This window comes from Arthrobacter sp. MDT2-34-1 (assembly GCF_059091365.1).
The window spans coordinates 577,479-601,023 of record NZ_JBNHGO010000001.1; the positions used below are offsets into that span (position 1 = coordinate 577,479).

Below are 23,545 nucleotides of genomic sequence, written 5' to 3' on the forward strand. Positions count from 1 at the left end.
CCTGATTGCTATTGGGGTTAAATCTGCACCAAGAATACAGAGTCGGGGCGACAGGACTCGAACCTGCGATCTCCTGCTCCCAAAGCAGGCGCGCTAGCCACTACGCTACGCCCCGTAGTGCACACGCAAGTCTACGGGTATTCCCGGCCTGCGGCACAATCACCGTGCAACCGGACGCCGCCAGCACACGTCGCATGACTGAATCGGCTGCGAACAGAAAAGGCGGCCCGTGCCGGACCGCCTCCCTGACGCGAGGGGATGACGGGAATCGAACCCGCGTAATCAGTTTGGAAGACTGAGGCTCTACCATTGAGCTACATCCCCGAGGACGTTGAAACTTTAGCACGAGGGCGGGCCCGTTCGACAAATCGGAGGGCGCCCCGACGCGGCGGAAACCATGCGCCCCTACCCCGACTCATCCGTTGCAGGGTAAATCGTCGAGAGCAGGGGCTATGGACCCTGCGTTGGCCGATAAACCCTGCAATGGCCGAAAATTCGGGTGGGCAAGGGCGGGCGCGCCGGCGGCGCAGGGAGGCAGGCTGCGGCCCGAACGCTTCAGGCCCGCTGGCAGGTTGGGCACCAGTACAGCTTGCGGGCGGCCATGTCCGTGACGGCGACCGGCGTGCCACACAGCCGGCACGGCATCCCCTGCCGCTTGTACACGTAGTGGGCGTTGTCCGGCCAGACCGGCAGCGAGCGGCCGACGGCCTCGGCGTCGCGGTGTTCGGGGCGGGTGGTGATGATCTTGCCGTCGCGGACTCCGTCGCGCATGACGGCCTCGATGTCCGCCCACAACAGCGCCGCTTCCGCAGGCGGGACCCGTTGGCCGGGCAGCCACGGGTTCAGCCCGCGGCGGAACAGGGTCTCCGCGCGGTAGACGTTCCCGACCCCGGCCACCACGTTCTGGTCCATCAGCAACTGCCCCACCGCGGTGCGCTTCGCGGTCAGCCGGCGGACGAACTCGGCGCCGCGGTCCGCCGCGTCCTGCAGCGGGTCCGGCCCCAGTTTGCCGACGACGGCGGACGCCTCCGCGGGCGTGAGCACCTCGCAGGCGGTGGGGCCGCGCAGGTCGGCCCAGCCGTGGGCCGACACCAGCCGGACGCGCACCTGGCCCACCGGCTCCGGCGGGCCGGAGTACGCGGCCGGCGCATCGTCGTCGTACGTTTCCTGCTCCCCCACCCGGCGCGGCGCCCCGATGCTGGAGGCGCCGCGGAAGCTCTCGTCCCCGCCGAAGCTCCACGCCCCGTAGAGGCCCAGGTGCACGCGCAGGACGAGGCCGTTGTCGAACTCCAGGAACAGCTGCTTGCCGTGTGCACGGGCGGCCAGCAGCCGCGCCCCGTCGAGTCGGGCGGCGCCGGCGGCGAAGCGGCCCTGCGGGCTGGACACGGCGAGGCGCCGGCCGGCGAAAACGTCCTGGAACTGGCGGGCCAGGCGGTGGACGGAATGGCCTTCTGGCATGACCGGCGGCCGCTAGGCCGGGATGTCGCCGGTGGTCTCGTAGGAGGCGATCTTGCCGATCCGGCGGACGTGGCGCTCGGCGTTGGAGAACGGCTCGGCCAGGAATGCCTCGATGATGGCGGTGGCTTCCTCGACGCTGTGCTGGCGGCCGCCGACGGCGACGACGTTGGCGTCGTTGTGTTCGCGGGCCAGCTTCGCGGTGTCCAGGTTCCAGGCCAGCGCGGCCCGGATGCCCTTGACCTTGTTGGCTGCGATCTGCTCGCCGTTGCCCGAGCCGCCGAGCACGATGCCCAGCGACTCCACGCCGGCGGACTGGTCTTCGACGACGGCGAGCGCGGCGCGGATGCAGAACGAGGGGTAGTCGTCCTCTGGGTCGTACGCGGTGGGGCCGTGGTCGGTGACGTCGTGGCCCTGGCCGGTCAGATGCTTGATCAGGTGGTGGCTCAGTTCCAGGCCGGCGTGGTCGGTGGCAATGTGAACGCGCATGGACGGTCCTTCTGTGACGTGCGGGAGGGCGAATAACGGCTTCCAGCCTACTGGAGCGGTGCCGGCGGAACGGATTCCGGTGCCGCACCCCTGTCGGGCTTCGGCCGCCGTCGATAGTGTGCCCCTATGGAGCCAGTAATCAGCGACTACCTCGAGTCCGTCCTTGCCGGCCTCGCCGGCAACACCGAGGGGTCGCTGGCCGGTGATCCGGAAGAACTCGGGGTCGAGGATCCGGATCTGTTCGCGCTGAGCATGACGATGGCCGACGGATGCACCTATGAGGCCGGCGATACGCGGTCCGAGTTCTCCATCCAGTCGATCTCCAAGCCCTTCACCTATGCCATGGCGCTGGCCGGGCACGGCTTCGAGGACGTGCGCGAGAAGATCGATGTGGAGCCCTCCGGGGACGCGTACAACGAGATCAGCCTGGAAGCGGATACCGGCCGGCCGCGCAACGCGTTGATCAACGCCGGGGCCATCGCCGCCTCGTCCCTGGTGGTCGACCGCTACGGTGACGACGCCTTCGAGCAGCTCCGACTGAATTATTCGGCCTGTGCCGGACGCGACCTGGTTATGAACCAGACGGTGTACGAGTCCGCGCTCCGTACGGGCGACCGCAACCGGGCCCTCGCCTACCTGCTGAAGAGCCAGGGCGTGATCGAGCACGACACCGAGGCCGCCCTCGACCTGTATTTCCGGCAGAACTCCCTCAGCGTCACCTGCCGCGACCTGGGGATCATGGCAGCCACCCTGGCCAACCGCGGAGTCAACCCGATCACCCGCGAGGAGGTCCTGACACCCCGGATCGCCGAGCACGTGCTCAGCGTGATGACGACCTGCGGCATGTACAACGACGCCGGCGACTGGGTGGCGGGCATTGGCTTGCCGGCCAAGAGCGGGGTCAGCGGCGGCATCCTGGCGGTGCTGCCCGGCCAGCTGGGGCTCGCCGTCTTTTCGCCGCGGCTCGACCGGCACGGCAACAGCGTCCGCGGCACCGAGGTCTGCCGCAAGCTGTCGGCGGAGCTGGGACTGCACTTCATCCACGCGGCCCGCAGCGCCCGGTCCACGATCCGCGCCGACTACACCCTGGCCGGGAAACCCTCACCGCGGGTTCGCCCGGCGCGGGAGCTGGCCGTGCTGGCCGAATACGGCCACACGGTGCGCTTCCTCGAGGTCCACGGCGACATGCTCTTTCCCGAGGCGGAAACGGTCATCCGGATGGCCGCCGACCTGGCCGCCACGCACGAGGTTTTGGTGATCGACATCAGCCGGCTGGACGAGCTCGGCAGCCGCACCAAGACCATGTTCCTGCGGCTGCAGGCAACCTCGGATCCCTGCCTGCTGATCTTCGTGGACCCGGCCGGGTTGCTGTCCGCGCAAGAGACAGGCACGGGCGGCCGGCCGACGGCGTTCCCGTCCCTGGACGCTGCCGCCCGGTGGTGCGAAGACCGCCTCCTCGGCCGGCACGGAGGACAGCCGGCAACCGGCGAACGGCTGCAGTTGCAGGACCACCCGGTGGCGGCGACCCTGCCCGCCGGCGAGCGCGAGACGCTCGCGGGCTACCTGGAGCGGCGAACGTACGACGACGGCGCCGCCATCGTTTCCGCGGGCGAGCAAGGCGCGGGCCTGGTTCTGGTCATGGAGGGCCAGGCACGCACGGCTGCCAACGCCTCGGGGGACGCCAGCGCCTCCGAGGACAATCACGCCGCCCGGTATTTCTCCGCCGGAACCAGCTTCGGGGGCCTCGGCGGCACTCCGTCCCGGACCCACGTGCGGGCCGAGGGGAAGGTCGTCGTGGAGGTCCTCACGCCGGAGGGCTATGCGCGCCTGCGCCGGAACGCCCCGGACACGGCGCTGAGCTTGGCCGAACGGCTGCTGGACATCGCGGCCGAGCAACACGACCTCGCCGTGGCGGCCGCGCGGGGCTGACCGTCGTCCGCCCCTTTACTAGCGTCCGGCGGGCCGGAACAATGGCGGCATCCCTGACGACAGGATGCCATCGTGCCGCTCACCGTCCACTTTCCCGTCAACACCCTGGCGCTCAAGCGCGGCGGCCTGGTCAAGGCGGTGCGCACCCGGGCCAACACGCTGGCCGGGAACGGCGCGGCAGAACGGATCTGGATCGAGGTGCTCGGCCTGCAGCACCGGCTCGCCCGCGATGTGGCCGGCCTCAAGGCTGACGGCCACCTGCATCCGGAGGTCAGGGTCCGCAGCGTCCTGTACGGGCTTGATCCGAGCCCCGGGACTGATACCCGCCAACCGGTCCGGCCTCCGCCCGAGGACGACTACGACATCGTGCCGGTCGGCAACTCCGGGCTGGCCTTCGGGTACTTCCGCGAGGGGATCGAGGAGTCCTACGTGCGATTCCACCCCGAAGGCACGGTGGCCGCGGTCGAACGGCTGGCCCCCAACCGTGCGCGGCTGCGCCGGGAGGAGATGGACGAACAGGGCCGGCTGGTGCTGGTCCAGCACTTCCAGGAATCGTCCAAGACGCCCACCGCCCAGCGCCTGATCGGCCGCGACGGCCGCTGCTTCCTGACCATCACGCACCATCCCGGCTCGCCCAAGTGGGGGCGCAGCTACCTGTTCGACGGCGTGGCCCGCGACGACGGCGATGCCCTCACCTTTGGGGACCCGGGCGAGCTCTACCGGCACGCCTTCGAACACCTGCTGGCCGGCGAAGACGCACCGGTGCTGACCTCGGAATTCCGCGAGAACCTGAATAACCTGCCCGGCAGGAACCTGGACGATGTGGTCGGCAGCGTCAGGCATCCGAACCTGCGGCGCATCGCGGCGGTGCACAGCAACCACCTGGAGCCCCCGTACGTTGCAGGCTCCGGCGTCAGCCGCAACTGGCGCCGCTTCCTGGACAACCTGGACACCTGGGACGGCGTGGTCCTGCACACCGATGCGCAGCGCGAAGACATCGCCGCCGAGTTCGGCCACGCCGACCGGCTCCACACCATCGGCCAGCTGGCGCCGCCGGAGCAGCCGGACCCGGGCCCCACCACCGATCCGGACCGGCTGGTGATGGTGGCCCGGCTGCACCCGAAGAAACGGGTGGACGAGGCGATCCGCGTCTTCGCCCTGGTGCGCGTGGGCAACCCGCGGGCGCGGCTGGAGGTCTTCGGCTTCGGCTACGGCGACGAAGAGGAAGGAGCGGTCAAAGCGCTCATCAACGAACTGGGCGTCGGCGCCGCGGTCAGTTTCCCCTCGTTCACCAACAGCCCGTCCGACATCTACGCCACCGCGTGCGCCACGGTGCTGACGTCGGCGTCGGAGGGCTTCCCGCTGATCCTGCTGGAGAGCATGTCCTACGGCGTGCCGGTCGCGGCCTACGACGCCAACTACGGCCCCCGCGACGTCATCCGGCACGGCGAGAACGGCTTCCTGGTGCCCTTCGGCGGGCGGCAGGCGCTGGCCGACGGCATCCTGACGCTGATGCGCGACCCGGAACTGCGCTCGCGGTTCGCCCGATCCAGCCGCGAAACCCTGCAACGCTTCGACGAATCCGGTTATGTCTCGGCGTGGACCAAGGTCCTCGCGGGTGGCTAGGCACCCCGCCGCGGTGAGACAATGGCCACATTGTGCAAGGGTTGTTTCATATCTCGTCCCGCCATGCACACCCGTCCGGTCCCGCGCAGCCGGGGCACTAAGTACTTCTGGAGGCGAACTTGCCAGGTTTGAATCTCACCCGTGACGAAGCGCGCGCCCGCGCCGAACTGCTCCGCGTGGAGTCGTACGACGTCACGCTGGACCTCACCCGCGGCGACAAGGTGTTCGGCTCGCGCACCGTGGTCACCTTCACCGCCACCCCCGGCGGTTCCACCTTCATCGACGCCGTCACGGACACCGTCCGCTCGGTCACGCTCAACGGCAAGGCGCTGGATCCGGCCGAGGTCTCCGACGGCGTGCGCATTCAGCTGCCGGATTTGGCGGAGCACAACGTGCTGGAGATCGACGCCGACGCGCTGTACATGAACACCGGCGAGGGCCTGCACCGGTTCGTGGACCCGGTGGACAACGAGGTCTACCTGTACAGCCAGTTCGAGGTGCCGGATTCGCGGCGCATGTTCGCCGTCTTCGAGCAGCCGGACCTGAAGGCGGCCTTCCGCTTCACCGTCACCGCGCCGTCGCATTGGGATGTCATCTCCAACTCCCCCACCCCGGCGCCCCGGCACGTCGGATCCACGGACGACGGCGGTGCGGCCGCCACCTGGGCGTTCGAGCCCACCCCGCGGATCTCCTCCTACATCACCGCGCTGATCGCCGGCCCGTACCAGTCCGTGCGCAGCGAGCTGACCAGCTCCGACGGCCGCACCATCCCGCTGGGCGTGTTCGCGCGCAAATCGCTGATGCAGTACATGGACGCGGAGAACATCTTCACCCTCACCCGGCAGGGCTTCGAGTTCTACGAGAAGCAGTTCGGCACCCCGTACCCCTTCGAGAAGTACGACCAGCTGTTTGTGCCGGAGTTCAACGCCGGCGCCATGGAAAACGCCGGCGCGGTCACCTTCCTGGAAAACTACGTGTTCCGTTCCCGCCCCACCAATGCCATGGTGGAGCGCCGGGCCATCACCGTGCTGCACGAACTGGCGCACATGTGGTTCGGCGACCTGGTGACCATGCGCTGGTGGAACGACCTGTGGCTGAACGAGTCCTTCGCCGAATTCATGTCCACGCTCGCCGCCGCCGAGGCCACCGAGTACGAGAATGCGTGGACCACCTTCGCGTCGATGGAGAAGTCCTGGGCCTACCGGCAGGACCAGCTGCCGTCCACCCACCCGATCACCGCCGAGATCAAGGACCTGGAGGACGTGCAGGTCAACTTCGACGGCATCACCTACGCCAAGGGCGCCTCCGTGCTCCGCCAGCTGGTGGCTTGGGTGGGCCAGGAGGAGTTCATGGCCGGCGTCCGCGAGTACTTCGGCAAGCACGCCTGGGCCAACACCGAGCTGACCGACCTGCTGGGCGAACTGGAAACCTCCAGCGGCCGGGACCTGAAGGACTGGTCCGCCAAGTGGCTCGAGACCGCCGGCGTGAACACCCTGCGCGCGGAGATCTCCACCGACGACGACGGCGCCATCACCTCGTTCGCGATCCTCCAGACGGCGCCGGACGGCTACCCGACCATCCGCCCGCACCGGCTCGCCGTCGGCTTCTACAACCTGGACGACGCCGGCAAGCTCGTGCGCACCCACCGCGAGGAACTCGATGTTGACGGCGAGCGCACCGAGGTGCCGCAGCTGGCCGGCCTGGCCCGTCCCGCGCTGGTGCTGCTCAACGACGACGACTTGGCCTACGCCAAGATTCGGCTGGACGAGGTGTCCCTGGCCACCTCGAAGGACCACCTGAAGGACTTCACCGCGTCGCTGCCGCGCACCCTGGTGCTCGGCTCGGCCTGGGACGCCACCCGCGACGGCGAGACGCCGGCCCGCGAATACGTGGAGCTGGTGCTGAACAACACCGCCTACGAGACGGACTCCTCGGTGGTGCTGGTGCTGCTGCGGCAGCTGGCCACCACGCTGACCTTCTACGTGAACCCGGACGACCGCAAGCGGTTGACCATCGCCGCCGCCGACCGGCTCTGGGAACTGGCCGGAGAGGCGGCCGAGGGGTCCGATTCGCAGCTGCAGTTCGCCAAGGCCTTCGCCGTGCACGCCCAGACCGGCGGGCAGTTGGACACCGTGGCCGCGCTGCTCTCCGGCGAGCGCACGCTGGAGGGCCTGACCGTGGACGCCGACCTGCGCTGGGAACTGCTCACCTCGCTCGTGGCCGGCGGCCGCTTCGGCCAGGCCGAAATCGACGCCGAACTCGAGCGGGACCAGACCGCCACCGGCCAGCGCGCCGCCGCCCTTGCGCAGGCCGCCATCCCCACCGCCGAGGCGAAGGCGGCGGCCTGGGAGTCCGTCGTCGTCAAGGGCGAACTGCCCAACGCCACCCAGCAGTCGGTCATCGCCGGCTTCACCCGCGTCCATGACACCACGCTGCTGGAGCCCTATGCCGCGAAGTACTTCGACGCCATCGAAGACATCTGGAACACCCGCACGCACGAACTCTCGCAGCAGATCGTCGTCGGACTGTATCCGTCGCAGCTGTCCACGCAGGCCACCGTTGACGCCACGGACGCCTGGTTGGAGTCCCTGGCGGAGCGCTCCCCCGCCCTGCGCCGGCTGGTGCTGGAAAACAAGGACGGCGTCGTCCGGGCCCTGAAGGCGCAGGCCGCCGACCGGTAGCCCGCCGCGCTCCACGCATAGCTGCCCGCCGGAACCCGCGTTTCGGCGGGCAGCGCCGTCTCGGCAAGGCCCGGAACCAGGAGTGCGTTCTCCCGCCGTTCACCGGCGCGACATCTGCCGCCCCTACGGTTCCATGAGCACGCGGCGGGAGTACTGCACGGCCCGCCCCCGGATCTACAATTCCACAACGGTTGGTGGCGCAAGGGAGTCCTCATGGCAGTTGCCGGACAGCTGGCTGTCATGCTCGCCGTCTTCTTCCTGCCCGGCTTCCTGGCCCTCCGGGCGCTGCGCCAGCCCGCCATCCGCTCCCTCGTGTTGGCCCCGGCCGCCGGGACGGCGCTGGCGGCTGTCGGCACCATGGTCTGCCTGGCGGCCGGCGTGCGCTGGAACCTGCTCTCGGCCATCGTGCTGGCGGCGCTCGGCATCGGCGGGTGCTGGCTCCTCGGGCGGGCCATCGCTCCTCCACCCGCGGCGTGCCTCGCCGTCCCGCGCTCGGTGAGGTGGTTGCTGGCGGCGTCGCTCGCCCTCGCGGCGCTCGTCCTCGGCCGGGTGATGCTTGAGGCGATGGGCTCGATCCACCGCGTCTCGCAGGGCTGGGACCCGACCTACCACGTGAACGTCCTGCAATGGATTAAGGACAACGGCCAGGCCAGCCCGTGGAGCATCTGGCCGATCTTCGGCGGGGCGCCGCCGTCGTTCTATCCCGCCGGCTGGCATGCGATGGTGTCGCTGGTCCCGGGCGACGTGGTGACGGCGGGGAACCTGGCCTGCCTGATCATCGGCGGCCTGATGTGGCCGGCCGCCCTGGCCCTGCTGGCCCGCGCGCTGTTCCCCGCCCGGCCGCTCGTGTGGGTCCTCGCGCCGGTGATAGCTTCCTCCATGCTGGCCTTCCCTGTTGTCCAGATGTTCCGTGCCGGGCAGTGGCCCAACGGCTTCGCGGCCGCGCTGCTGCCGGCCATCCTCGCGCTCGGCGTCGAACTGCAGTACCGGGTGCCCGTGGAGGCAAAGGCGCATGCGGATGCCGCGGGCACCCGGAGCGCCATTGCTGTCCGTCCCGTTTCTCCGGGCGCGGCCGACCCTGGCGCCGAAACCGCTGTCCGTCCTGCCGCTCCGGCCGCGGCAGGAGCCGGCGAAAGTCCCCCGTCCCGCAGCGGGCACCGAAGGACGACGGCGGACCTCACCGCGCTGGCGGTGGTCGCGTTGGGCGTGACGTGGATACACCCCTCCGCCGCCGGCAGCCTGCTGGTGCTCGGCGGGTTTTACCTGGCGCGCTTCGTCGTGCTCCGCCTGGCCCGGCTCTGGCGGAGCCGCCGCGCGCATTTCTACGCTGCGGCGGGGCTGCTGGCGGCCGCCGCTGGTGCCGCCGGATTCGTCCTGGCCACCTCCACCCTCCTGGCCGCCGTCCTGTCCTATCCACGCGGGTCCACCGCGGGCTGGGCCGACGCCCTGGCGTGGCTGTTCTTCGACCTGCCGCGCCAGCCGGACAGCGACGACGCCACCCCGGAGAGCTACGCCGTCGTCGTCGGGATCCTCATGGCGGCCGGAACCGTTTGGGCCTGCTTCATCCCCCGCGCCCGGCCGGCCGTAGCGGGCATGGCGGCGGCCATCGTGCTCTTCATCCTCGCGGCCGGCCCGGAAGAGCGCCCCTTCCGCTGGCTCAGCGGCTTCTGGTACACCGACCCGCCCCGGATCGCCCCGCTGGTCCACACTTTCGGCGTCGTCTTCGCTGCCCTGGCCCTGGAGCGGCTGTGCACGCTGCTGGCCGGGCTTTTCCGGAAAGGCAATCCGGCCGCTACGCGCCAATCGGTGGCCGCGGTGCTGGCGTTTGCCGTCCTGGCCGCCGTCTTCGTGACCTCCGGCGGCTTCCGGCATGAGGTCCGGGTGGAGGCGGGCTCGATCCGCTACGGCATCACCGAGCACGGCGACGGGCGCGCGCTGATGGGCGGCGAGCAGGAGTTCATCCGCTCCTTGGAACCGCTGCTGCCCGACGACGCGATCGTCATCGGCGATCCCTTCAACGGCCTGCCCTACATCTACTCCCTCACCGGCCACCAAACCGTCTACTTCCAGAACGTCAGCAGCGCCGGCAGCGCGGACAAGGACTACCTGCGGCACCATTTCCGCGACATCGGGTCCGATCCGCGGGTCTGCCGCGCGCTGCACAGCACCGGTGCCACCCACCTGTACGACGACCAGCCGATCCGCGGCTACCAGCACAGCGAAAAACACCGTTGGCCTGGGTTTCAGGACATTGACTTCTCCCGGGGCTTCCGCCTGATCGCCTCCCGCGGCACGGCTGCGCTCTACGAAATCACCGCCTGCCGCTGAGACGTCTGTGCCCGGCAGAGGCGGTCTCCAAGCAGCTGCGGCACGGCCGGTACAGCCGGTCTGCGGGAGCACGGGGTTTAATGGCGGCATGAACCTTTCCGAGCACCGCTACGCAGTTTCCCTCCACTGGACCGGCAACCGCGGCGAAGGCACCGCCAGCTACCGCGGCTACGGGCGGGACCACGTGGTGCGCGCGGCAGGGCTGCCGGAGCTGGCCGGCACCGCCGACCCCACCTTCCACGGCAAAAAGGACCGCTGGAACCCGGAACAGCTGCTGCTCACGGCCCTGTCCCAGTGCCACATGCTCTCCTACCTGCACGTCGCGGTGAAGAACGGGCTGGTGGTGACGGCCTACGACGACGACGCCGAGGGCACCTTGCGCCTGAACCGCGACGGCAGCGGCGAATTCACGTCTGTGACGCTGCGGCCCCGCGTGGCCATCGGCGATCCGGGCCAGGCCGAACTCGCCCAGCGGCTCCACACGGATGCCAACAAGGTCTGCTTCATTGCGCGCAGCGTGAACTTCCCCGTCCACCACGAACCCCGGGTCGTCTCGGGCTGAGACAATGGTCATGACAGCATCAGCGAACAGAGACCATCGATGAGCGAAACACCCCAGACCCCCGAACTGCCCGCCGCGCGTCCCGGTTCGGCACAGCCGGCCGACAGCGCGGCCCTTCCGTCCCGTTTCGGCCAGCCGCTGGCCACGCTGACCCCGGCGCCGGCCGCCGCGAACGCGTTCAGCCAGCCCTCGTACACGGACAACTTCTACGACGCCGTCGGCGGGCACGAGACGTTCGTGAAGCTCGTGGACGTCTTCTACGACGGGATCGCAGAGGACGACGTGCTGCGCCAGATGTACCCCGAGGAAGACCTCGGGCCGGCCAAGGTCCGGATGCGGATGTTCCTGGAGCAGTACTGGGGCGGCCCCGGCACCTACAGCGAACAGCGCGGCCACCCGCGGCTGCGGATGCGGCACCAGCCGTTCAAGGTGGACTTCGACGCCCGCGACCGTTGGCTCAAGCACATGCGCCGCGCCGTGGATGCCCTGGAACTGCCGCCGCTGCACGAACAGACGCTCTGGGACTACTTCGAGCGCGCCGCCCACTCCATGGTCAACAGCGCCTGACCTGCTCCTGCGACACGGCCGGCTCCCGCTACAGCGAAGCGCCGCTGCGCACCAGCACGTGGCCGCGGCCGGTGCTGAGCCGCAGCCAGCGGCCGTTCCGGTACACCGCCGCCGGGTTCCCGTCGAGGAAGCCCAGCGTGAGGGCGGCAAACGCCGCCCCGGCCGGGAGTTCCGCCGACTCGGGCAGTCCGCCGCCGGCGGGCAGCGGCCTGCTCCAGACCGTGCTGCGCGCGTTGTTGACGATGAGCTGTCCCGGGTTGTCCGGCAGGGCCTCGGAAATCTCCCGGATGCCCGCCCGGGCAGCCTCCTCCAACACCTCGGCTTGGAGGCGGCCGACGTGTTCCCACCCGGACCGCGGCGGCAGCACACCCGTCCAGGATTCCGTCACGGTCGTGGGCGGAAGGGCCAGGCCGGTCTCCTCGTTCCCCATCCTGGCCAGCCGGTCTCCGACCGAGGCCAGCGTGACGGTCTCCTCGACGGCGGCCGGCGCCGCCAGCGGCATGACCCGCAGCCCCAGGATCGTCGGCGTCGCCTCGCCCAGAATCCGCGGCCGCATCAGGCACACATAGGCCGCCAGCACACTGCCGAAGGCCTGCAGGTGGATGGCGCCGTCACCGGCGGCACGGGACCGGCTGACGAAGGTCTTCAAGTCGGCCGCGACCTGAACATCGGACAGCTGCAGGACGGGTGTTCCGGAGGACATCATTTTGCGGCCTCTTCGGTCGTACCGGCCGCGCCCGCACTGTTGCGGAACGGAACCGGCGGCCCGGCCCACAGCTGCAAGGCGGCGCGGTACGCGTCCGGCAGCGGCACCGGCCTTCCCGTCGCCGCAGCAACCAGCACCATGGTCGAGGCTCCCAAGGCATGCACGGTGCCGCATTCCCCTGTCTCGGCATCCACGACGGCGTAGCCCAGGTCGAAGCTCGAAGAACCGATCCTCGTCACCCAGACGCCCACGTGCACCGGTTCGGTCCGGTAGTCCAGCGGTACGCGGTACTCGATTTCCTGCCGTCCCACCAGCGTCTGGTTCCCGGCGCCGCCCAGTTCACGTAGGGTCGCACCCGGCTCGTGGCCGGCGGTAGCCGGCAGCTCCGGCCGCAGCTGGTGCAGCAGCACCCGGGCCGTTTCCAGATAGCCCAGGTAGGTCACATTGTTCACGTGGCCGTAGGAATCAATGTCGCTGAACCTCAGCTGGATCGGAAACCTCGGGGCATGGTGCGGAACGGTAGGCATGATGCCATCCTCTCAAAGCGCGGGAGCCGCAACTAACCCGCTGCTGGCTCACCGGCGTCCTCCGGCATCCGGGGGCGCCCCGGAGTTGAGCGGTTGAGCGGTGCCAACTACTGTCGGAGGTGTTCGTACCCGCGGGTAATCGGCAAGGAGACTACATGACCGCCATCGAGGAACACGTCGATCCGACGGCGGTGCTGCTGGAGCTGTTGGACCTCTCCGATGCCGACGGCGCGAACACGGACGAGGAAATTTTCGTCGGCGTTTCCGAAAAGCAGCCGCGCGGCCGGGTCTTCGGCGGCCAGGTGCTGGCACAGTCCGTCATCGCGGCCGTACGGACCGTGGAACCGGACCGGCCCATCCACTCCATGCACGGGTACTTCCTGCGTGCCGGCGACGCCGACTTGCCGATTACCTTCGGCGTCGAACGGCTGCGCGACGGCCGTTCGTTCTCCGCCCGGCGCACCCATGCCTACCAGAACGGCGTGCCGATCCTGTCCATGATCGCCTCATTCCAGACCCCGGCCGAGGGGCTCGAACACCAGGAAGACTTCCCGGACGGAATCCCGGACCCGGAAACCCTGCCGAGCACGGCAGATCTGCTCGGCAAGGTGGACCATCCGGTGGCCCGGCACATGGCCTACCACCGCCCGTTCGACGTCCGCCATGTCCAGGACGCCCTCTACGTTCAGGCCAAAGGCGAACGCCAGGCGGTCAACGCCGTCTGGATGAAGACCAAAGGGCCGCTGCCCGACGACCAGGGCCTGCACCGGGCCGCGCTGGCCTTCGGCAGCGACTACACCCTGCTGGAACCCATCCTGCGCCAGCACGGCGTCAGCTGGGTCACGCCGGGCATGAGCGTCGCCAGCCTGGACCACGCCATGTGGTGGCACCGCCCGGTCCGGGTGGACGACTGGCTGCTCTACGTGCAGTCCTCCCCCAGTGCCTCCGGGGCGCGCGGCCTCGCGGTCGGCAAGATTTTCAACCGGGCCGGCGAACTCGTCGCCACGGTCGCCCAGGAAGGCATGATCCGTATTCCGTAAGCCGGAGTCGTCCGTCTGACGGGCGACAGCGAACCCGCCAAAGAGAACGGCCGGGCTCCGTAGCGGGGCCCGGCCGTTCTCTTTGTCCGTGTTAGTCGCGGGTCAGGCGGCGGTGCGTGACCCGGTGCGGCTTGGCCGCGTCCGGGCCGAGCCGCTCAACCTTGTTCTGCTCGTAGGAGTCGAAGTTGCCCTCGAACCAGTACCAGTTCGCGGGCTCTTCCTCGGTGCCCTCGTAGGCCAGGATGTGCGTGGCCACTCGGTCCAGGAACCAGCGGTCGTGCGAGACCACCACGGCGCAGCCGGGGAATTCCAGCAGCGCGTTTTCCAGGCTGGAGAGCGTTTCCACGTCCAGGTCGTTGGTCGGCTCATCGAGCAGCAGCAGGTTGCCGCCCTGCTTCAGGGTCAGCGCCAGGTTCAGCCGGTTGCGCTCACCGCCGGAAAGCACGCCGGCCTTCTTCTGCTGGTCCGGGCCCTTGAAGCCGAACGCAGAGACGTAGGCGCGGGACGGCATTTCGACCTGGCCGACCTGGATGTGGTCGAGTCCGTCGGAGACGACCTCCCACAGGGTCTTGTTCGGGTCGATGCCGCCGCGGGACTGGTCCACGTACGAGATCTTCACGGAATCGCCGATCTTCAGCTCCCCGCCGTCCAGCGGTTCGAGTCCGACGATGGTCTTGAACAGGGTTGTCTTACCGACGCCGTTGGGACCGATCACGCCAACGATGCCGTTCCGCGGCAGCGAGAAGGACAGGTCCTTGATCAGCTCGCGGTCGCCGAAGCCCTTGAACAGGTCCTTGGCCTCGATGACCAGCTGGCCGAGCCGGGGTCCCGGCGGGATCTGGATTTCTTCGAAGTCCAGCTTCCGGGTGCGCTCGGCCTCGGCAGCCATTTCCTCGTAGCGGGCCAGACGCGCCTTGGACTTGGTCTGGCGGCCCTTGGCGTTGGAGCGGACCCAGTCCAGTTCCTCGGTCAGGCGCTTGGCCTGCTTGGCGTCCTTCTTGCCCTGGATTTCGAGCCGGGCGCGTTTCTTCTCCAGGTACGTGGAGTAGTTGCCCTCGTACGGGTAGAGGTGGCCGCGGTCCACTTCGGCGATCCATTCGGCCACATGGTCGAGGAAGTACCGGTCGTGGGTCACGGCGAGGACGGCGCCCGGGTAGGACTTCAGGTGCTGCTCCAGCCACAGCACGCTTTCCGCGTCGAGGTGGTTGGTGGGCTCGTCGAGCAGCAGCAGGTCGGGCTTCTGCAGCAGCAGCTTGCACAGTGCCACGCGCCGCCGTTCGCCACCGGAGAGCACGGTCACGTCGGCATCGCCCGGCGGGCAGCGCAGCGCGTCCATGGCCTGCTCCAGCTGGGAGTCGATATCCCACGCGTCGGCCGCGTCGATGGCCTCCTGCAGCTTGCCCATTTCCTCGAGCAGCGCGTCGTAGTCGGCATCCGGGCTGGCCATCTCTTCCGAGATTTCGTTGAAGCGCTGAATCTTGCCGTAGATTTCGCCGACGCCTTCCTGGACGTTGCCCAGGACGGTCTTCTCCTCGTTCAGCGGCGGCTCCTGCAGCAGGATGCCGACGGTGTAACCGGGGCTGAGCCTGGCTTCGCCGTTGGAGGGGGTGTCCAGGCCGGCCATGATTTTCAGGATTGTAGACTTGCCCGCACCGTTGGGGCCGACGACGCCGATCTTGGCGCCGGGGAAGAACGACATGCTTACGTCGTCCAGAATGACTTTGTCGCCAACGGCCTTGCGGGCCTTGGACATCGTATAAATGAATTCCGCCATGCCCTCAAGGCTAGTCGCTGCGCGCCACGATCACATATTCTGCCGCACCGCATCCCCCTGTCCCGGCGGCCCATTGACTCCACCAGCCGATCAACTCGCCCGGGGTAGCTGTGCCTCCTCCTGCCGGTCCTCGTCGGCGTTGCCGCCGCTGCCGCCCAAGCCTGACTCAAGGCCGAACTCTCCGTCGGTTGGATTTCCGTCCCCGGCGCGGGCACCGGCCAGGGCCATCGCGCGGTAGTCGGCGCCGCCCTGCCCGGCGTCAGCGGCCTCGCGCGATGCAGCCGGCACAGCGATCTTGGTGAACGAGGCAGAGCCGCGGCGCAGGTCGTGGCCGACTGTGTCGGCGTCGATCTCGGGAGCGGTTCCGCGTCTCCCGTCCTCGGTCGACCACTGCCGCAGCTTGAGCTTGCCGCTGACCACCACCGGATCGCCCTTGGCCAGGCTGCGCCACAGGTTCTCCGCCAGGCCCCGGAACGCTTGAACGGTGTACCAGTTGGTCTGCCCTTTGACCCACTCGCCGGTCTCCCGGTTCAGCCAGTCCCCCGAGCAAGCCAGCCGGAACTCCGCCACGGCATCTCCGCCGTGCGTGCGCCGCTGCTGCACCTCGGTACCAACCGTCCCGCGCACCGTAATGTAGTCGCTCATGCTCTTCTCCCGTCCGCTGTAGCGCCGGCGCCCTGCCGACACCATCGAGCCTCGCGGCTCCAGCGCCTGCGGTGAAGCGGGCCACGCGGCATGTGGACCGCGGCGCCGGGCGGTGTCCTGGTGGAGGGCGGGTGTGGGCAGCGTCTCACTCAAACAACGGCCGTGCCGGGAACCGTCCGCGGGCAGGTATCGTTACCTATCCGTAATAATCTCCGACCGGATTAGGTATCAAATGGCTGACGACTCCGCTGCCGACGACAAGCCCAAGCCCTCTCTCGGACTGAGTGGCGCCCAAACTATCGCCTCGGCGCTGGCCGCGGTAACCTCCGCATTGGTGGGGTCCTTTCTCGGCGTCGCCGGAACACTGATCGGCGCCGCAGTTGGCTCCGTCGTCGCGACCGTTGGCGCCGCGCTCTATGCCCGGACGCTGAGCTCGGCCGCCACTGTGGCCATGAAGAAAATCCCTAAGGCTCGAATGAGCGCCCTGCGGAACGTCGAAAAGGTGGCCGCCAGCGCCCCGTCCGAACCGATCGAACCGCAGCCTAAACCCGCCCGAAAGCCCATCGCCCCGATGACGTGGGTCAAGGTTGGACTGGCCAGCGCCGCGGCTTTCGCCATCGCGATGGTCAGCATCACCGCGGTGGAGCTCGGCACCAGCCAGCCGATTTCCAGCCTGGTCTCCTCGACTACGGGTATCGACCATGCCTCAAGCGCCCACAAGACGACCCTTGGCACCCTGGGCGGAGACCAGGAGGCCACGGATCAAACGGACAAGCCGGCCAAGCAGGACGAGGAGCCCGCGAAGACTGGAGATGGCGACGCCGACGACGCCGTGACCACGGACGATCCCTCGGTCGGCGGCAACAGCTCAACCGAGACTGAAGAGCCGGGAAGCGGCGGATCTAACGGCACCGAACAGGGCCCAACTCCTGCCCCGGAAACAAGCCAGACTGCCGAGCCTGCCCCGCAACCGAGTCAGGCACCGGAGCCGAGCCAGACACCGGCACCGGAAGACATCCCGGAACAGGGCTTGGATGGGCAGGGCGGCACGGTCGATGGTGGCGCCGACACCGGAACCGGCCAGTAGCAAGTACCTTCCGCGGCTGGGCGCCCGCCGGACGCCCAGCCGCGGAAGTCTGTGCCCGCCCCGACGGCGCAGCCTGGGCGACGGGCGGCAGGACGGAAACGGGGTCAGATCGGTACACCCTTCTTCCCTGTGGCAGTGCGTCGCAGCCCTGGGCGACGACGGACAGCACGACCACGGCCGCCATCGCGCCCGGCCTTGAACGAATTGCTAGACTAAGCACCGGCCGCAGTGGCGTCCACGAGAGTGGGCACACACTGGACACATTTGGAGACTCCGGAATTGGAGTGGACAAGTGAGTGAACAGTAGCCGGTCATCAGCCTCGGTAGCTCAGCGGATAGAGCAGGAGCCTTCTAATCTCTTGGTCGCAGGTTCGATTCCTGTCCGGGGCGCTCGTAGTAGCAGGGATATAGCCGGGCCCGGTTGTGGATAACCGGGCCCGTGAAGCTTATCTCCTCCGGCCTCCGCCACCGCGCACCGTCCCAATAAGCTCCACGGAGCTATCACACCACGGCATCCTCGCCTTCACCCGAGCTTCGGGTGAAGGCCTTTTTCGTTCGTTGAAGGGCTGAGCCCCGCCGCGCGTGGAACGCGCGATCGGCCCCTAGTGTCCCCTCGGCCGCCATGCTCTGCCCCCCCCCCCCCCTGTAGGCACTGTCCCGTGCCGCCCTGACTGCGCGCCCTCCTGCGCCCCCGCCCCGCCCGCCGTGCACCGATCTGGTCCGGAATGCCCCCTCTGGCCGGGCTCTGAGCTTCATGCACCGTCCCTCGGACTCCATATGGGCAGGTGGGCCGTAACGCTGGGTGTTCGGCGAAGTGCAGCCGAGTAAGAGGCATGGGTATGCAAAACGGCTGGCGAAGAGGAAAGTCGCATCTTCACCAGCCTTCGACACGGTCCAGCTTGACTTCTTATTCGGCTCCTGTGAAGTCTCCTGTGTCGAACTCATTCTGCGAGTCGAGACCGATGACTTGCCATTGGCCACTGTCCTTGGAGCGCGGGCTACTGGGCGTACACACGTCCGCCTGCCGCGATCGGCCGCGCCGAGCACGAGGCGCACCAGTCCGGTGCTCTGTTGTGCACCGATCCAGTGACCTGCACGCCGTGTCGACTGGAGCAGTGGTATGCACGGGCTTCCCGGCTGGTTCTCCCGGACTCGATCAGTCCGACGGAGTGGATGCTGCATTGGGAGTGCGCAGCTCATGCCCCGTTGGGGTGTTCCGCCTGCCGGGTTGATCTGCCGATGCGGAAGGGGCGGCGCAGTGAGTAAGGAGTTCCGGGGCAAAGACGGTGCGCAGATATCAGTTGAGGAGTACGAGCGACTGATGCGGTCAAGGGGTGACACTGTGGCCAAGGATCTGCTGCCCGTCGATGGGCGGATGGTCTTGGTGCGCACCCGCTGGCTCGGCTGGAAGCGTCCAGAGGACGCGCTGTTCACGACGCGTGTCCTCGGGCTCGACTGTGCCGACGCCGATTCGTTGGCCGTCGACACCGCTACGGAGGCTGAAGCTCTTGCGGCTCACTATGCCCTCTTGAACCGGTTGGAGACGCTAGAAGAGGCACGGCAAGCGGGGACACCGTCCCCTCTTATCGAAGGCGTGCTGTGATGAGTAGTTATGTTGCGGGCGGCCGTCCGCCGTCACTGGCTGAGGCTGTGAACCACCGACTGCCGGTGATCCGTGGATCGCGCGAACTGTCCATGGGGCATGTTAAGCAGGTGCTCGCCTTGCTCGAAGATCATGCCATCGTGATGCCGCACAGCCAGTTGCCGGAGATCGTGTTCGGTGTCGAGGACGGCGATGCGCCGGTGGCATTGGTTATGCCGCGCACGGGCAAGGCCACCGGCGTTCCCTTCGATGCAACGATGCTGTCCACTAAGCGGGCACGCTCCGCACTTCAGCGGGCAGCCGCTGTGTACCGGGCTGTTGTGGCGCACCGGGAGACCCCGGCGGTCCCAAGCGTGAGCGGTACGACGAGGCACGGCAGGTTTTCCTGAGGGACCGGCTCGAAGTCGAGCATGTTGAAGCTGGCGGACACGCGGTGCTCGCAGGAGGCGTGCTTTGAGGGAACTTCAGAATACGGAGGCGGAGTTGATTCGCCCGTAGCTCTGTCGCCGTGCCAAGCCGCAACCTTTACTTGAGCGAGTCCTGTCAGGACGGTGACCGTACATCCGTGTCACCGTAATGCTGGCCAAGACGTCGGCAGGCAGTCGCCAGTAGCCCTGCCGGACAATCTCGTCGGAAAGATTATGCACCTTGGGGTTGGTTTGGACGGGGCAAAGGATACACAATCCCGACCAACTAATTCTCAGCCTCCGCTTATGTCCCTCATCGCGATGCGGGTCGAGGGTTGATTGCATGGGTCAGCGCTTTCGGAAGTCGTAGGACCACGAAGTCTTGCCCGATAGCTTGTAGTTGGATGACGCGGCGTGCGCCGTGACCCTGATAATCCTGTTCTTGGCGTTGTGCATGCCAGCCTTGGCGATTTTTCCGTTGACCTTGTAGGTAATCCCTGTTTTCTTGGGGATCGTGTACTTCCCTGCGGTGGTCTTGTAGAACTTCGGAGAGGAGGTCACAACTTTCTTGCGAAAGTCATAGACCCACTCGGTGACCCCCGACACCTTGTAGCCTGCGTTCGCCTTCACGGTGATGGTCGTGTGCTTGCTGCCAGCGCCGTAGGTTCCGGCCTTTTTCAGGGCGCCGTTCGCGTAGTATGCGATGCCGGTCTTCGAAGGAATCGAGTACTTACCGTTGGGATGGAAAACTGGCTTGGTCGCTGTCACGGCGGTCGGTGTGAAGTTGTACTGCCACGATGCAATGCCGGTCAGTGCATACCGGTCGGAAACGGCTTTGGCGGTGACGGTGACGCGGCCGGTGCCGCCGCTGTATGCGCCAGCTTTCACGGCCTTGCCGTTGATTAGATAGACGACGCCGGTCCGGCTGGGAACGGTGTACTTGCCGGTGCTCTTGGTGAAGACCGGGGCGGCCGGTGTGACCTTGATCCGGGAGAAGTCGAACTTCCACGAGGCAGCGGAGCCCGACAGGCTATAGCCGGTGTCGGCCTCTGCCGTGACAGCGACGGCAACCCGGCCGCCGCTGTGAGTGCCAGCTTTCACAGGCTTGCCGTTGGCGTAGTAGGTCACGCCGGTGACGGATGGAATGCTGAACTGGTTATTGGCATGGTCGAAGATGGGTGCCTTCGCTATGACGGCGGAAGGAGTGAAGTCGAAGCTCCACGCAGCGGTCCCGTTCAGGACATGACCTTTGGCTGCTGCTGCCGTGATGGTGATCTTGCCCGTGCTGGAGTAGGTACCGGCTGCCTTGGCTGCCCCGTTGACGGAGTAGACCACGCCAGCTGTACCGGGGACCGTGTACCTGCCGGTGCTCTTGGTGAAGACTGGGGCTGCCGGGGTTACCTTGATTAGTTCAGGGACTGCCTCAGTTTCAGAGAAGTCGAAAGCCCACTCTGTTGTGCCGGTTAGGGCATAGCCATATGCAGGTTCGGCGACTATCTTAACCAGAGATTTCCCGGCCGAATGGGTTCCCGGCTCGTATGGCAGTTCGCTGTTGTTTACGAAGTACTCGACTCCGGTGGCTACCGGTAGCTCGAAGGTGCCGTTGGCGCTGTTGAAGACCGGCGCCGGGGCAGCCACTTTCACTGGAGAGAAGTCAAACTTCCATTCAGAAGCGCCCTGAATCTCATACAGGTGGGGGTTTGAGGGGATAGCCTTGATGCTGATGATTTTGGCTTCGGTGTAGGTGCCCACGGGGGTCGGCACGCCGTTAACCAGATAGGTGACGCCGTAGGTGCTCGGGACGGTGTACGAGCGCCCCACGTTGCTGATGTACGGCGCGTAAGGGGTCACCTTGGTTAGGGACAGGTCGCGGGTCCATGAGGCGGTGCCGTTGAGGACATATCCTGCCTTGGCGGCAGCGGTGATGCTGATCTGCGCCTTGGTGCTCGGGTAGGTGCCCGGGGCCGTCACGGTGCCGTTGACCGAGTACCTTACACCTTCAACGATCGGGATGGTGTAGGCGTTGGTTTCCGGGTCGAAGGACGGGGCGGCGGGACGGACTTCCTGCGGAGTGAAGTTAAACTCCCACTCGGCTGCGCCGGTGATCTTGTACCCGCTCTTGGCAGTGGCGCGGATGATCACGTTGGAGCTGTTACCCGGGTAGGTGCCCGGTGCGACGAGACCGTGGTTGACGGTGTAGTTGACGCCCTCCGCCACAGGAATTGTGTACGTGCCGGTTTCCCGGTCGAATACGGGTGCCTGCGGGGCTACTTCGACCATGACCGGTTCAGGGATGGCGGTGCCGCCGTTGAGCGCCTCTTCGGCGGTGGCGTAGGTTTCCGGCATCCAGAACGGCTGGTGGAAGAAATTGATGGTCGAGTACATCGTGAAGCGGTTTTCATTGGCTCGCGGGTCCTCATTGTGTGTGAAGGACAGGCCGATGCCGACCGTGTTCAGGTCGGGGTTGCTCATGACGGCGTTGTGGCTGGGCGAGTCGACCCACTGCTGGAAAATGGCAGTGGGGTTGCGGTCCCAGCGGGCAGCGATGATTTCGCCGACACCGGTCCAGCTATGGAATCTCCGATCGATCTGATCCACGTATTCGTTGGTCTTGTTGTGCTGGAAGATGTCATTGCCAGCCAAGTGATCGGTCCAGCCCTGAGCCATCTGGGCAACGTAGACGTTGTAGGTAACGGGTTCCAGCCCCTTAGCGGCACGAAACTCATTCAGCGAACGAAAAATATTTGTGATGTTCGCACGCTGGCTCGCCTCGTCTTCAACGATGGCCCCATTGGCACCGCTGTAGAAAGTGGGCACCATGACGGTGACGGCGGTGGCCCCATTGGCGGTGGCGGTCACTGCGCCGAGCGCGATCGCCGACGCGATGGCAAGGGCCCATAATGTTCGTATGGTCTTCATCTCTGTTCCTTCAGCCTAATCTGTCAGAGCGAAGAAATTCATCCGCCTAAGAACACATATCGGCTATTGAACAGGCGCTGTTAGCACGGAAGAGAATATGAACGCGGCCGTTCCACCTTTTTACGTCGATTGACTCAACAATGGCTGCGTTCCGTCCCACATGTAGAACGTGAGTCGATTGCTAGGCGCTAAACTGAACCCGCCCTCCTCGTCGTTTCGGCAAATCGGCAATGCGCGGCGCCTGCGCTAGGTGGTGCTCCGATAATCTTCGGACGTCACTCATCACCGGATTCGGGGTCTCAACATTCTCGAAAGGTCCGTGTGCCGGGCGGTGCGCGGTTGAAGCCTTAGTTCCCTGCTACAGACAGGCGAAGACCACTGGTCGGTGTCTGATTCCGTTTGGCCTCCACCAGCTCACGGAGCTGTGCCGGAGTCAGCCACGGCCTGCCACGGTGGATCATCCGGTGACAGTTCGAACACAAGAGCGCCAGATCGGCCAGCCTCGTCCGCACCTCCCCGGATATATGCAAGGGAAGGACGTGGTGGATTTCGATAAAGTCCTGCCCGCGCCGCCCGTAAATTGCTTGGAAGTCGAAGGAGCACACCTCACAGGCGATGTCCCGCCCAGCGCGCTTCACTCCCTCAATCTTGCACGCACGGAGCTTGCTGCTGCGCTCCCGCCGCAAGTGGCGGGCGAACAGGACCCTGCCCTCCCCTGCTTCGTCCTGAAAACCCTTCGAGGTCCGCTGGCCGGGTTTCGCCCCGTTCGAGCTCCTCCCTGATTGCTGCGGCCGTCGCCCGCATCCGACCGGGGCGGAAAGAAACTCGCGCAGCACTTCGGCGTCAATCCTGTTTCCTCGGGTCGGTATCCCGCGGTATTCCGGATGTTGTGTCGCAATATCCACAGTTTTCCGGGCGACGCCGTTTGACGTTGCGGAATTTCTCGCCCCGGAGTTCCACCGGATGGAGCGGACTGCTCCGCAACAGCAGGGACAGCTCCGCGACCCTGCGATCAGCGGGCCCAAGCCCTTTCCATCCGTTGTCCCTCACTAGCTCGCAGGCAAGGATGATTTCATCCCGCGTCCACACAGGCGGCTTCGTCTCCCCCATAACTTTCCTTTCCTGAGCGCACGGCTACATGGCAGTACACCACGAATGATGCACCATCAATTCTGCCTCAGGGTACCGAAAATTTCCTGC

The 23,545-nt window shown here is 67.0% G+C and carries 18 protein-coding genes and 3 tRNA genes; 11 read left to right on the forward strand and 10 right to left on the reverse strand.

Going from position 1 to position 23,545, the window contains the following annotated elements:
• Window positions 1-42: 42 nt before the first annotated feature.
• The 4 genes from AC5RVV_RS02680 to AC5RVV_RS02695 all read right to left on the reverse strand — a co-directional run bounded on the left by AC5RVV_RS02680 (window position 43) and on the right by AC5RVV_RS02695 (window position 1,944).
• Window positions 43-115, reverse strand: a tRNA-Pro gene (locus AC5RVV_RS02680).
• Window positions 116-253: 138 nt separating this feature from the next.
• Window positions 254-324 (reverse strand) — tRNA-Gly (locus tag AC5RVV_RS02685).
• 231 nt (window positions 325-555) lie between these two features.
• A complete protein-coding gene (locus AC5RVV_RS02690; RefSeq protein WP_493999881.1) occupies window positions 556-1,458 on the reverse strand; it encodes an Fpg/Nei family DNA glycosylase in 903 nt (300 codons plus the stop codon).
• A 12-nt stretch (window positions 1,459-1,470) separates the two neighbouring features.
• Window positions 1,471-1,944: a ribose-5-phosphate isomerase gene (locus tag AC5RVV_RS02695; protein ID WP_493999882.1), complete on the reverse strand. Its 474-nt coding sequence runs from the start codon at window positions 1,942-1,944 to the stop codon at window positions 1,471-1,473.
• Window positions 1,945-2,070: 126 nt separating this feature from the next.
• On the opposite strand from AC5RVV_RS02695, the gene glsA reads away from it, so the two are divergent.
• The 6 genes from glsA (at window position 2,071) to AC5RVV_RS02725 (ending at window position 11,637) form a co-directional block, all read left to right on the forward strand.
• Window positions 2,071-3,873, forward strand: coding sequence for a glutaminase A (gene glsA / locus AC5RVV_RS02700; protein ID WP_493999883.1), 1,803 nt, complete (start codon window positions 2,071-2,073; stop codon window positions 3,871-3,873).
• A gap of 72 nt (window positions 3,874-3,945) precedes the next feature.
• Complete coding sequence (locus tag AC5RVV_RS02705) at window positions 3,946-5,499, forward strand: glycosyltransferase (RefSeq protein ID WP_493999884.1); 1,554 nt, start codon at window positions 3,946-3,948, stop codon at window positions 5,497-5,499.
• A 128-nt stretch (window positions 5,500-5,627) separates the two neighbouring features.
• Complete coding sequence (gene pepN / locus AC5RVV_RS02710; protein WP_494001262.1) at window positions 5,628-8,180, forward strand: aminopeptidase N; 2,553 nt, start codon at window positions 5,628-5,630, stop codon at window positions 8,178-8,180.
• Window positions 8,181-8,393: 213 nt separating this feature from the next.
• The gene (locus AC5RVV_RS02715; protein ID WP_493999885.1) at window positions 8,394-10,508 is read left to right on the forward strand and encodes a DUF6541 family protein; all 2,115 of its coding nucleotides are present in this window, start codon (window positions 8,394-8,396) and stop codon (window positions 10,506-10,508) included.
• A gap of 88 nt (window positions 10,509-10,596) precedes the next feature.
• On the forward strand, window positions 10,597-11,070 hold the full coding sequence (locus AC5RVV_RS02720) for an OsmC family protein (RefSeq protein WP_493999886.1): 474 nt from the start codon (window positions 10,597-10,599) through the stop codon (window positions 11,068-11,070).
• A 39-nt stretch (window positions 11,071-11,109) separates the two neighbouring features.
• A complete protein-coding gene (locus tag AC5RVV_RS02725) occupies window positions 11,110-11,637 on the forward strand; it encodes a globin (RefSeq protein ID WP_493999887.1) in 528 nt (175 codons plus the stop codon).
• Window positions 11,638-11,665: 28 nt separating this feature from the next.
• Here AC5RVV_RS02725 and AC5RVV_RS02730 read toward each other — a convergent pair whose 3' ends face one another.
• Both AC5RVV_RS02730 and AC5RVV_RS02735 read right to left on the reverse strand, forming a co-directional pair.
• Entirely contained in the window at window positions 11,666-12,343 is a 678-nt protein-coding gene (locus tag AC5RVV_RS02730) for a DUF8185 domain-containing protein (protein WP_493999888.1), read from the reverse strand.
• Complete coding sequence (locus AC5RVV_RS02735; RefSeq protein ID WP_493999889.1) at window positions 12,340-12,870, reverse strand: acyl-CoA thioesterase; 531 nt, start codon at window positions 12,868-12,870, stop codon at window positions 12,340-12,342. The genes AC5RVV_RS02730 and AC5RVV_RS02735 overlap by 4 nt, the downstream gene beginning before the upstream one ends.
• 155 nt (window positions 12,871-13,025) lie before the next feature.
• Here AC5RVV_RS02735 and AC5RVV_RS02740 point away from each other — a divergent pair, with 155 nt between their 5' ends.
• Window positions 13,026-13,910 carry an acyl-CoA thioesterase gene (locus tag AC5RVV_RS02740; protein ID WP_493999890.1) on the forward strand — a complete coding sequence of 295 codons (885 nt, stop codon included), beginning with the start codon at window positions 13,026-13,028 and terminating at the stop codon, window positions 13,908-13,910.
• 91 nt (window positions 13,911-14,001) lie between these two features.
• Here the strand turns inward: AC5RVV_RS02740 and ettA are convergent, their stop codons facing one another.
• A complete protein-coding gene (ettA, locus tag AC5RVV_RS02745; RefSeq protein WP_493999891.1) occupies window positions 14,002-15,684 on the reverse strand; it encodes an energy-dependent translational throttle protein EttA in 1,683 nt (560 codons plus the stop codon).
• 90 nt (window positions 15,685-15,774) lie between these two features.
• A complete protein-coding gene (locus AC5RVV_RS02750; RefSeq protein WP_493999892.1) occupies window positions 15,775-16,329 on the reverse strand; it encodes a single-stranded DNA-binding protein in 555 nt (184 codons plus the stop codon).
• Between the two features lie 232 nt (window positions 16,330-16,561).
• Here AC5RVV_RS02750 and AC5RVV_RS02755 point away from each other — a divergent pair, with 232 nt between their 5' ends.
• The 4 genes from AC5RVV_RS02755 (at window position 16,562) to AC5RVV_RS02770 (ending at window position 19,408) form a co-directional block, all read left to right on the forward strand.
• Window positions 16,562-17,416 (forward strand): hypothetical protein, encoded by an 855-nt coding sequence (locus AC5RVV_RS02755; RefSeq protein ID WP_493999893.1) that lies wholly within the window; start codon window positions 16,562-16,564, stop codon window positions 17,414-17,416.
• Window positions 17,417-17,733: 317 nt separating this feature from the next.
• Window positions 17,734-17,806 (forward strand) — tRNA-Arg (locus AC5RVV_RS02760).
• Between the two features lie 868 nt (window positions 17,807-18,674).
• Window positions 18,675-19,019 (forward strand): hypothetical protein, encoded by a 345-nt coding sequence (locus AC5RVV_RS02765; protein ID WP_493999894.1) that lies wholly within the window; start codon window positions 18,675-18,677, stop codon window positions 19,017-19,019.
• 47 nt (window positions 19,020-19,066) lie between these two features.
• Window positions 19,067-19,408 carry a hypothetical protein gene (locus tag AC5RVV_RS02770; protein ID WP_493999895.1) on the forward strand — a complete coding sequence of 114 codons (342 nt, stop codon included), beginning with the start codon at window positions 19,067-19,069 and terminating at the stop codon, window positions 19,406-19,408.
• A 366-nt stretch (window positions 19,409-19,774) separates the two neighbouring features.
• Here AC5RVV_RS02770 and AC5RVV_RS02775 read toward each other — a convergent pair whose 3' ends face one another.
• The gene (locus tag AC5RVV_RS02775) at window positions 19,775-22,345 is read right to left on the reverse strand and encodes a CAP domain-containing protein (protein ID WP_493999896.1); all 2,571 of its coding nucleotides are present in this window, start codon (window positions 22,343-22,345) and stop codon (window positions 19,775-19,777) included.
• A 347-nt stretch (window positions 22,346-22,692) separates the two neighbouring features.
• Window positions 22,693-23,250: an HNH endonuclease gene (locus AC5RVV_RS02780; RefSeq protein ID WP_493999897.1), complete on the reverse strand. Its 558-nt coding sequence runs from the start codon at window positions 23,248-23,250 to the stop codon at window positions 22,693-22,695.
• Window positions 23,251-23,545 lie beyond the last annotated feature (295 nt).

What these genes read in the sequence shown, in the direction of transcription:
- AC5RVV_RS02730 (WP_493999888.1), bottom strand. Translation starts at nt 12,343, where the DNA reads ATGATGTCCTCCGGAACACCCGTCCTGCAGCTGTCCGATGTTCAGGTC.
- AC5RVV_RS02725 (WP_493999887.1), top strand. Translation starts at nt 11,110, where the DNA reads ATGAGCGAAACACCCCAGACCCCCGAACTGCCCGCCGCGCGTCCCGGT.
- AC5RVV_RS02690 (WP_493999881.1), bottom strand. Translation starts at nt 1,458, where the DNA reads ATGCCAGAAGGCCATTCCGTCCACCGCCTGGCCCGCCAGTTCCAGGAC.
- AC5RVV_RS02775 (WP_493999896.1), bottom strand. Translation starts at nt 22,345, where the DNA reads ATGAAGACCATACGAACATTATGGGCCCTTGCCATCGCGTCGGCGATC.
- ettA (WP_493999891.1), bottom strand. Translation starts at nt 15,684, where the DNA reads ATGGCGGAATTCATTTATACGATGTCCAAGGCCCGCAAGGCCGTTGGC.
- AC5RVV_RS02740 (WP_493999890.1), top strand. Translation starts at nt 13,026, where the DNA reads ATGACCGCCATCGAGGAACACGTCGATCCGACGGCGGTGCTGCTGGAG.
- AC5RVV_RS02715 (WP_493999885.1), top strand. Translation starts at nt 8,394, where the DNA reads ATGGCAGTTGCCGGACAGCTGGCTGTCATGCTCGCCGTCTTCTTCCTG.
- AC5RVV_RS02720 (WP_493999886.1), top strand. Translation starts at nt 10,597, where the DNA reads ATGAACCTTTCCGAGCACCGCTACGCAGTTTCCCTCCACTGGACCGGC.
- glsA (WP_493999883.1), top strand. Translation starts at nt 2,071, where the DNA reads ATGGAGCCAGTAATCAGCGACTACCTCGAGTCCGTCCTTGCCGGCCTC.
- AC5RVV_RS02750 (WP_493999892.1), bottom strand. Translation starts at nt 16,329, where the DNA reads ATGAGCGACTACATTACGGTGCGCGGGACGGTTGGTACCGAGGTGCAG.
- AC5RVV_RS02735 (WP_493999889.1), bottom strand. Translation starts at nt 12,870, where the DNA reads ATGCCTACCGTTCCGCACCATGCCCCGAGGTTTCCGATCCAGCTGAGG.
- AC5RVV_RS02695 (WP_493999882.1), bottom strand. Translation starts at nt 1,944, where the DNA reads ATGCGCGTTCACATTGCCACCGACCACGCCGGCCTGGAACTGAGCCAC.
- AC5RVV_RS02755 (WP_493999893.1), top strand. Translation starts at nt 16,562, where the DNA reads ATGGCTGACGACTCCGCTGCCGACGACAAGCCCAAGCCCTCTCTCGGA.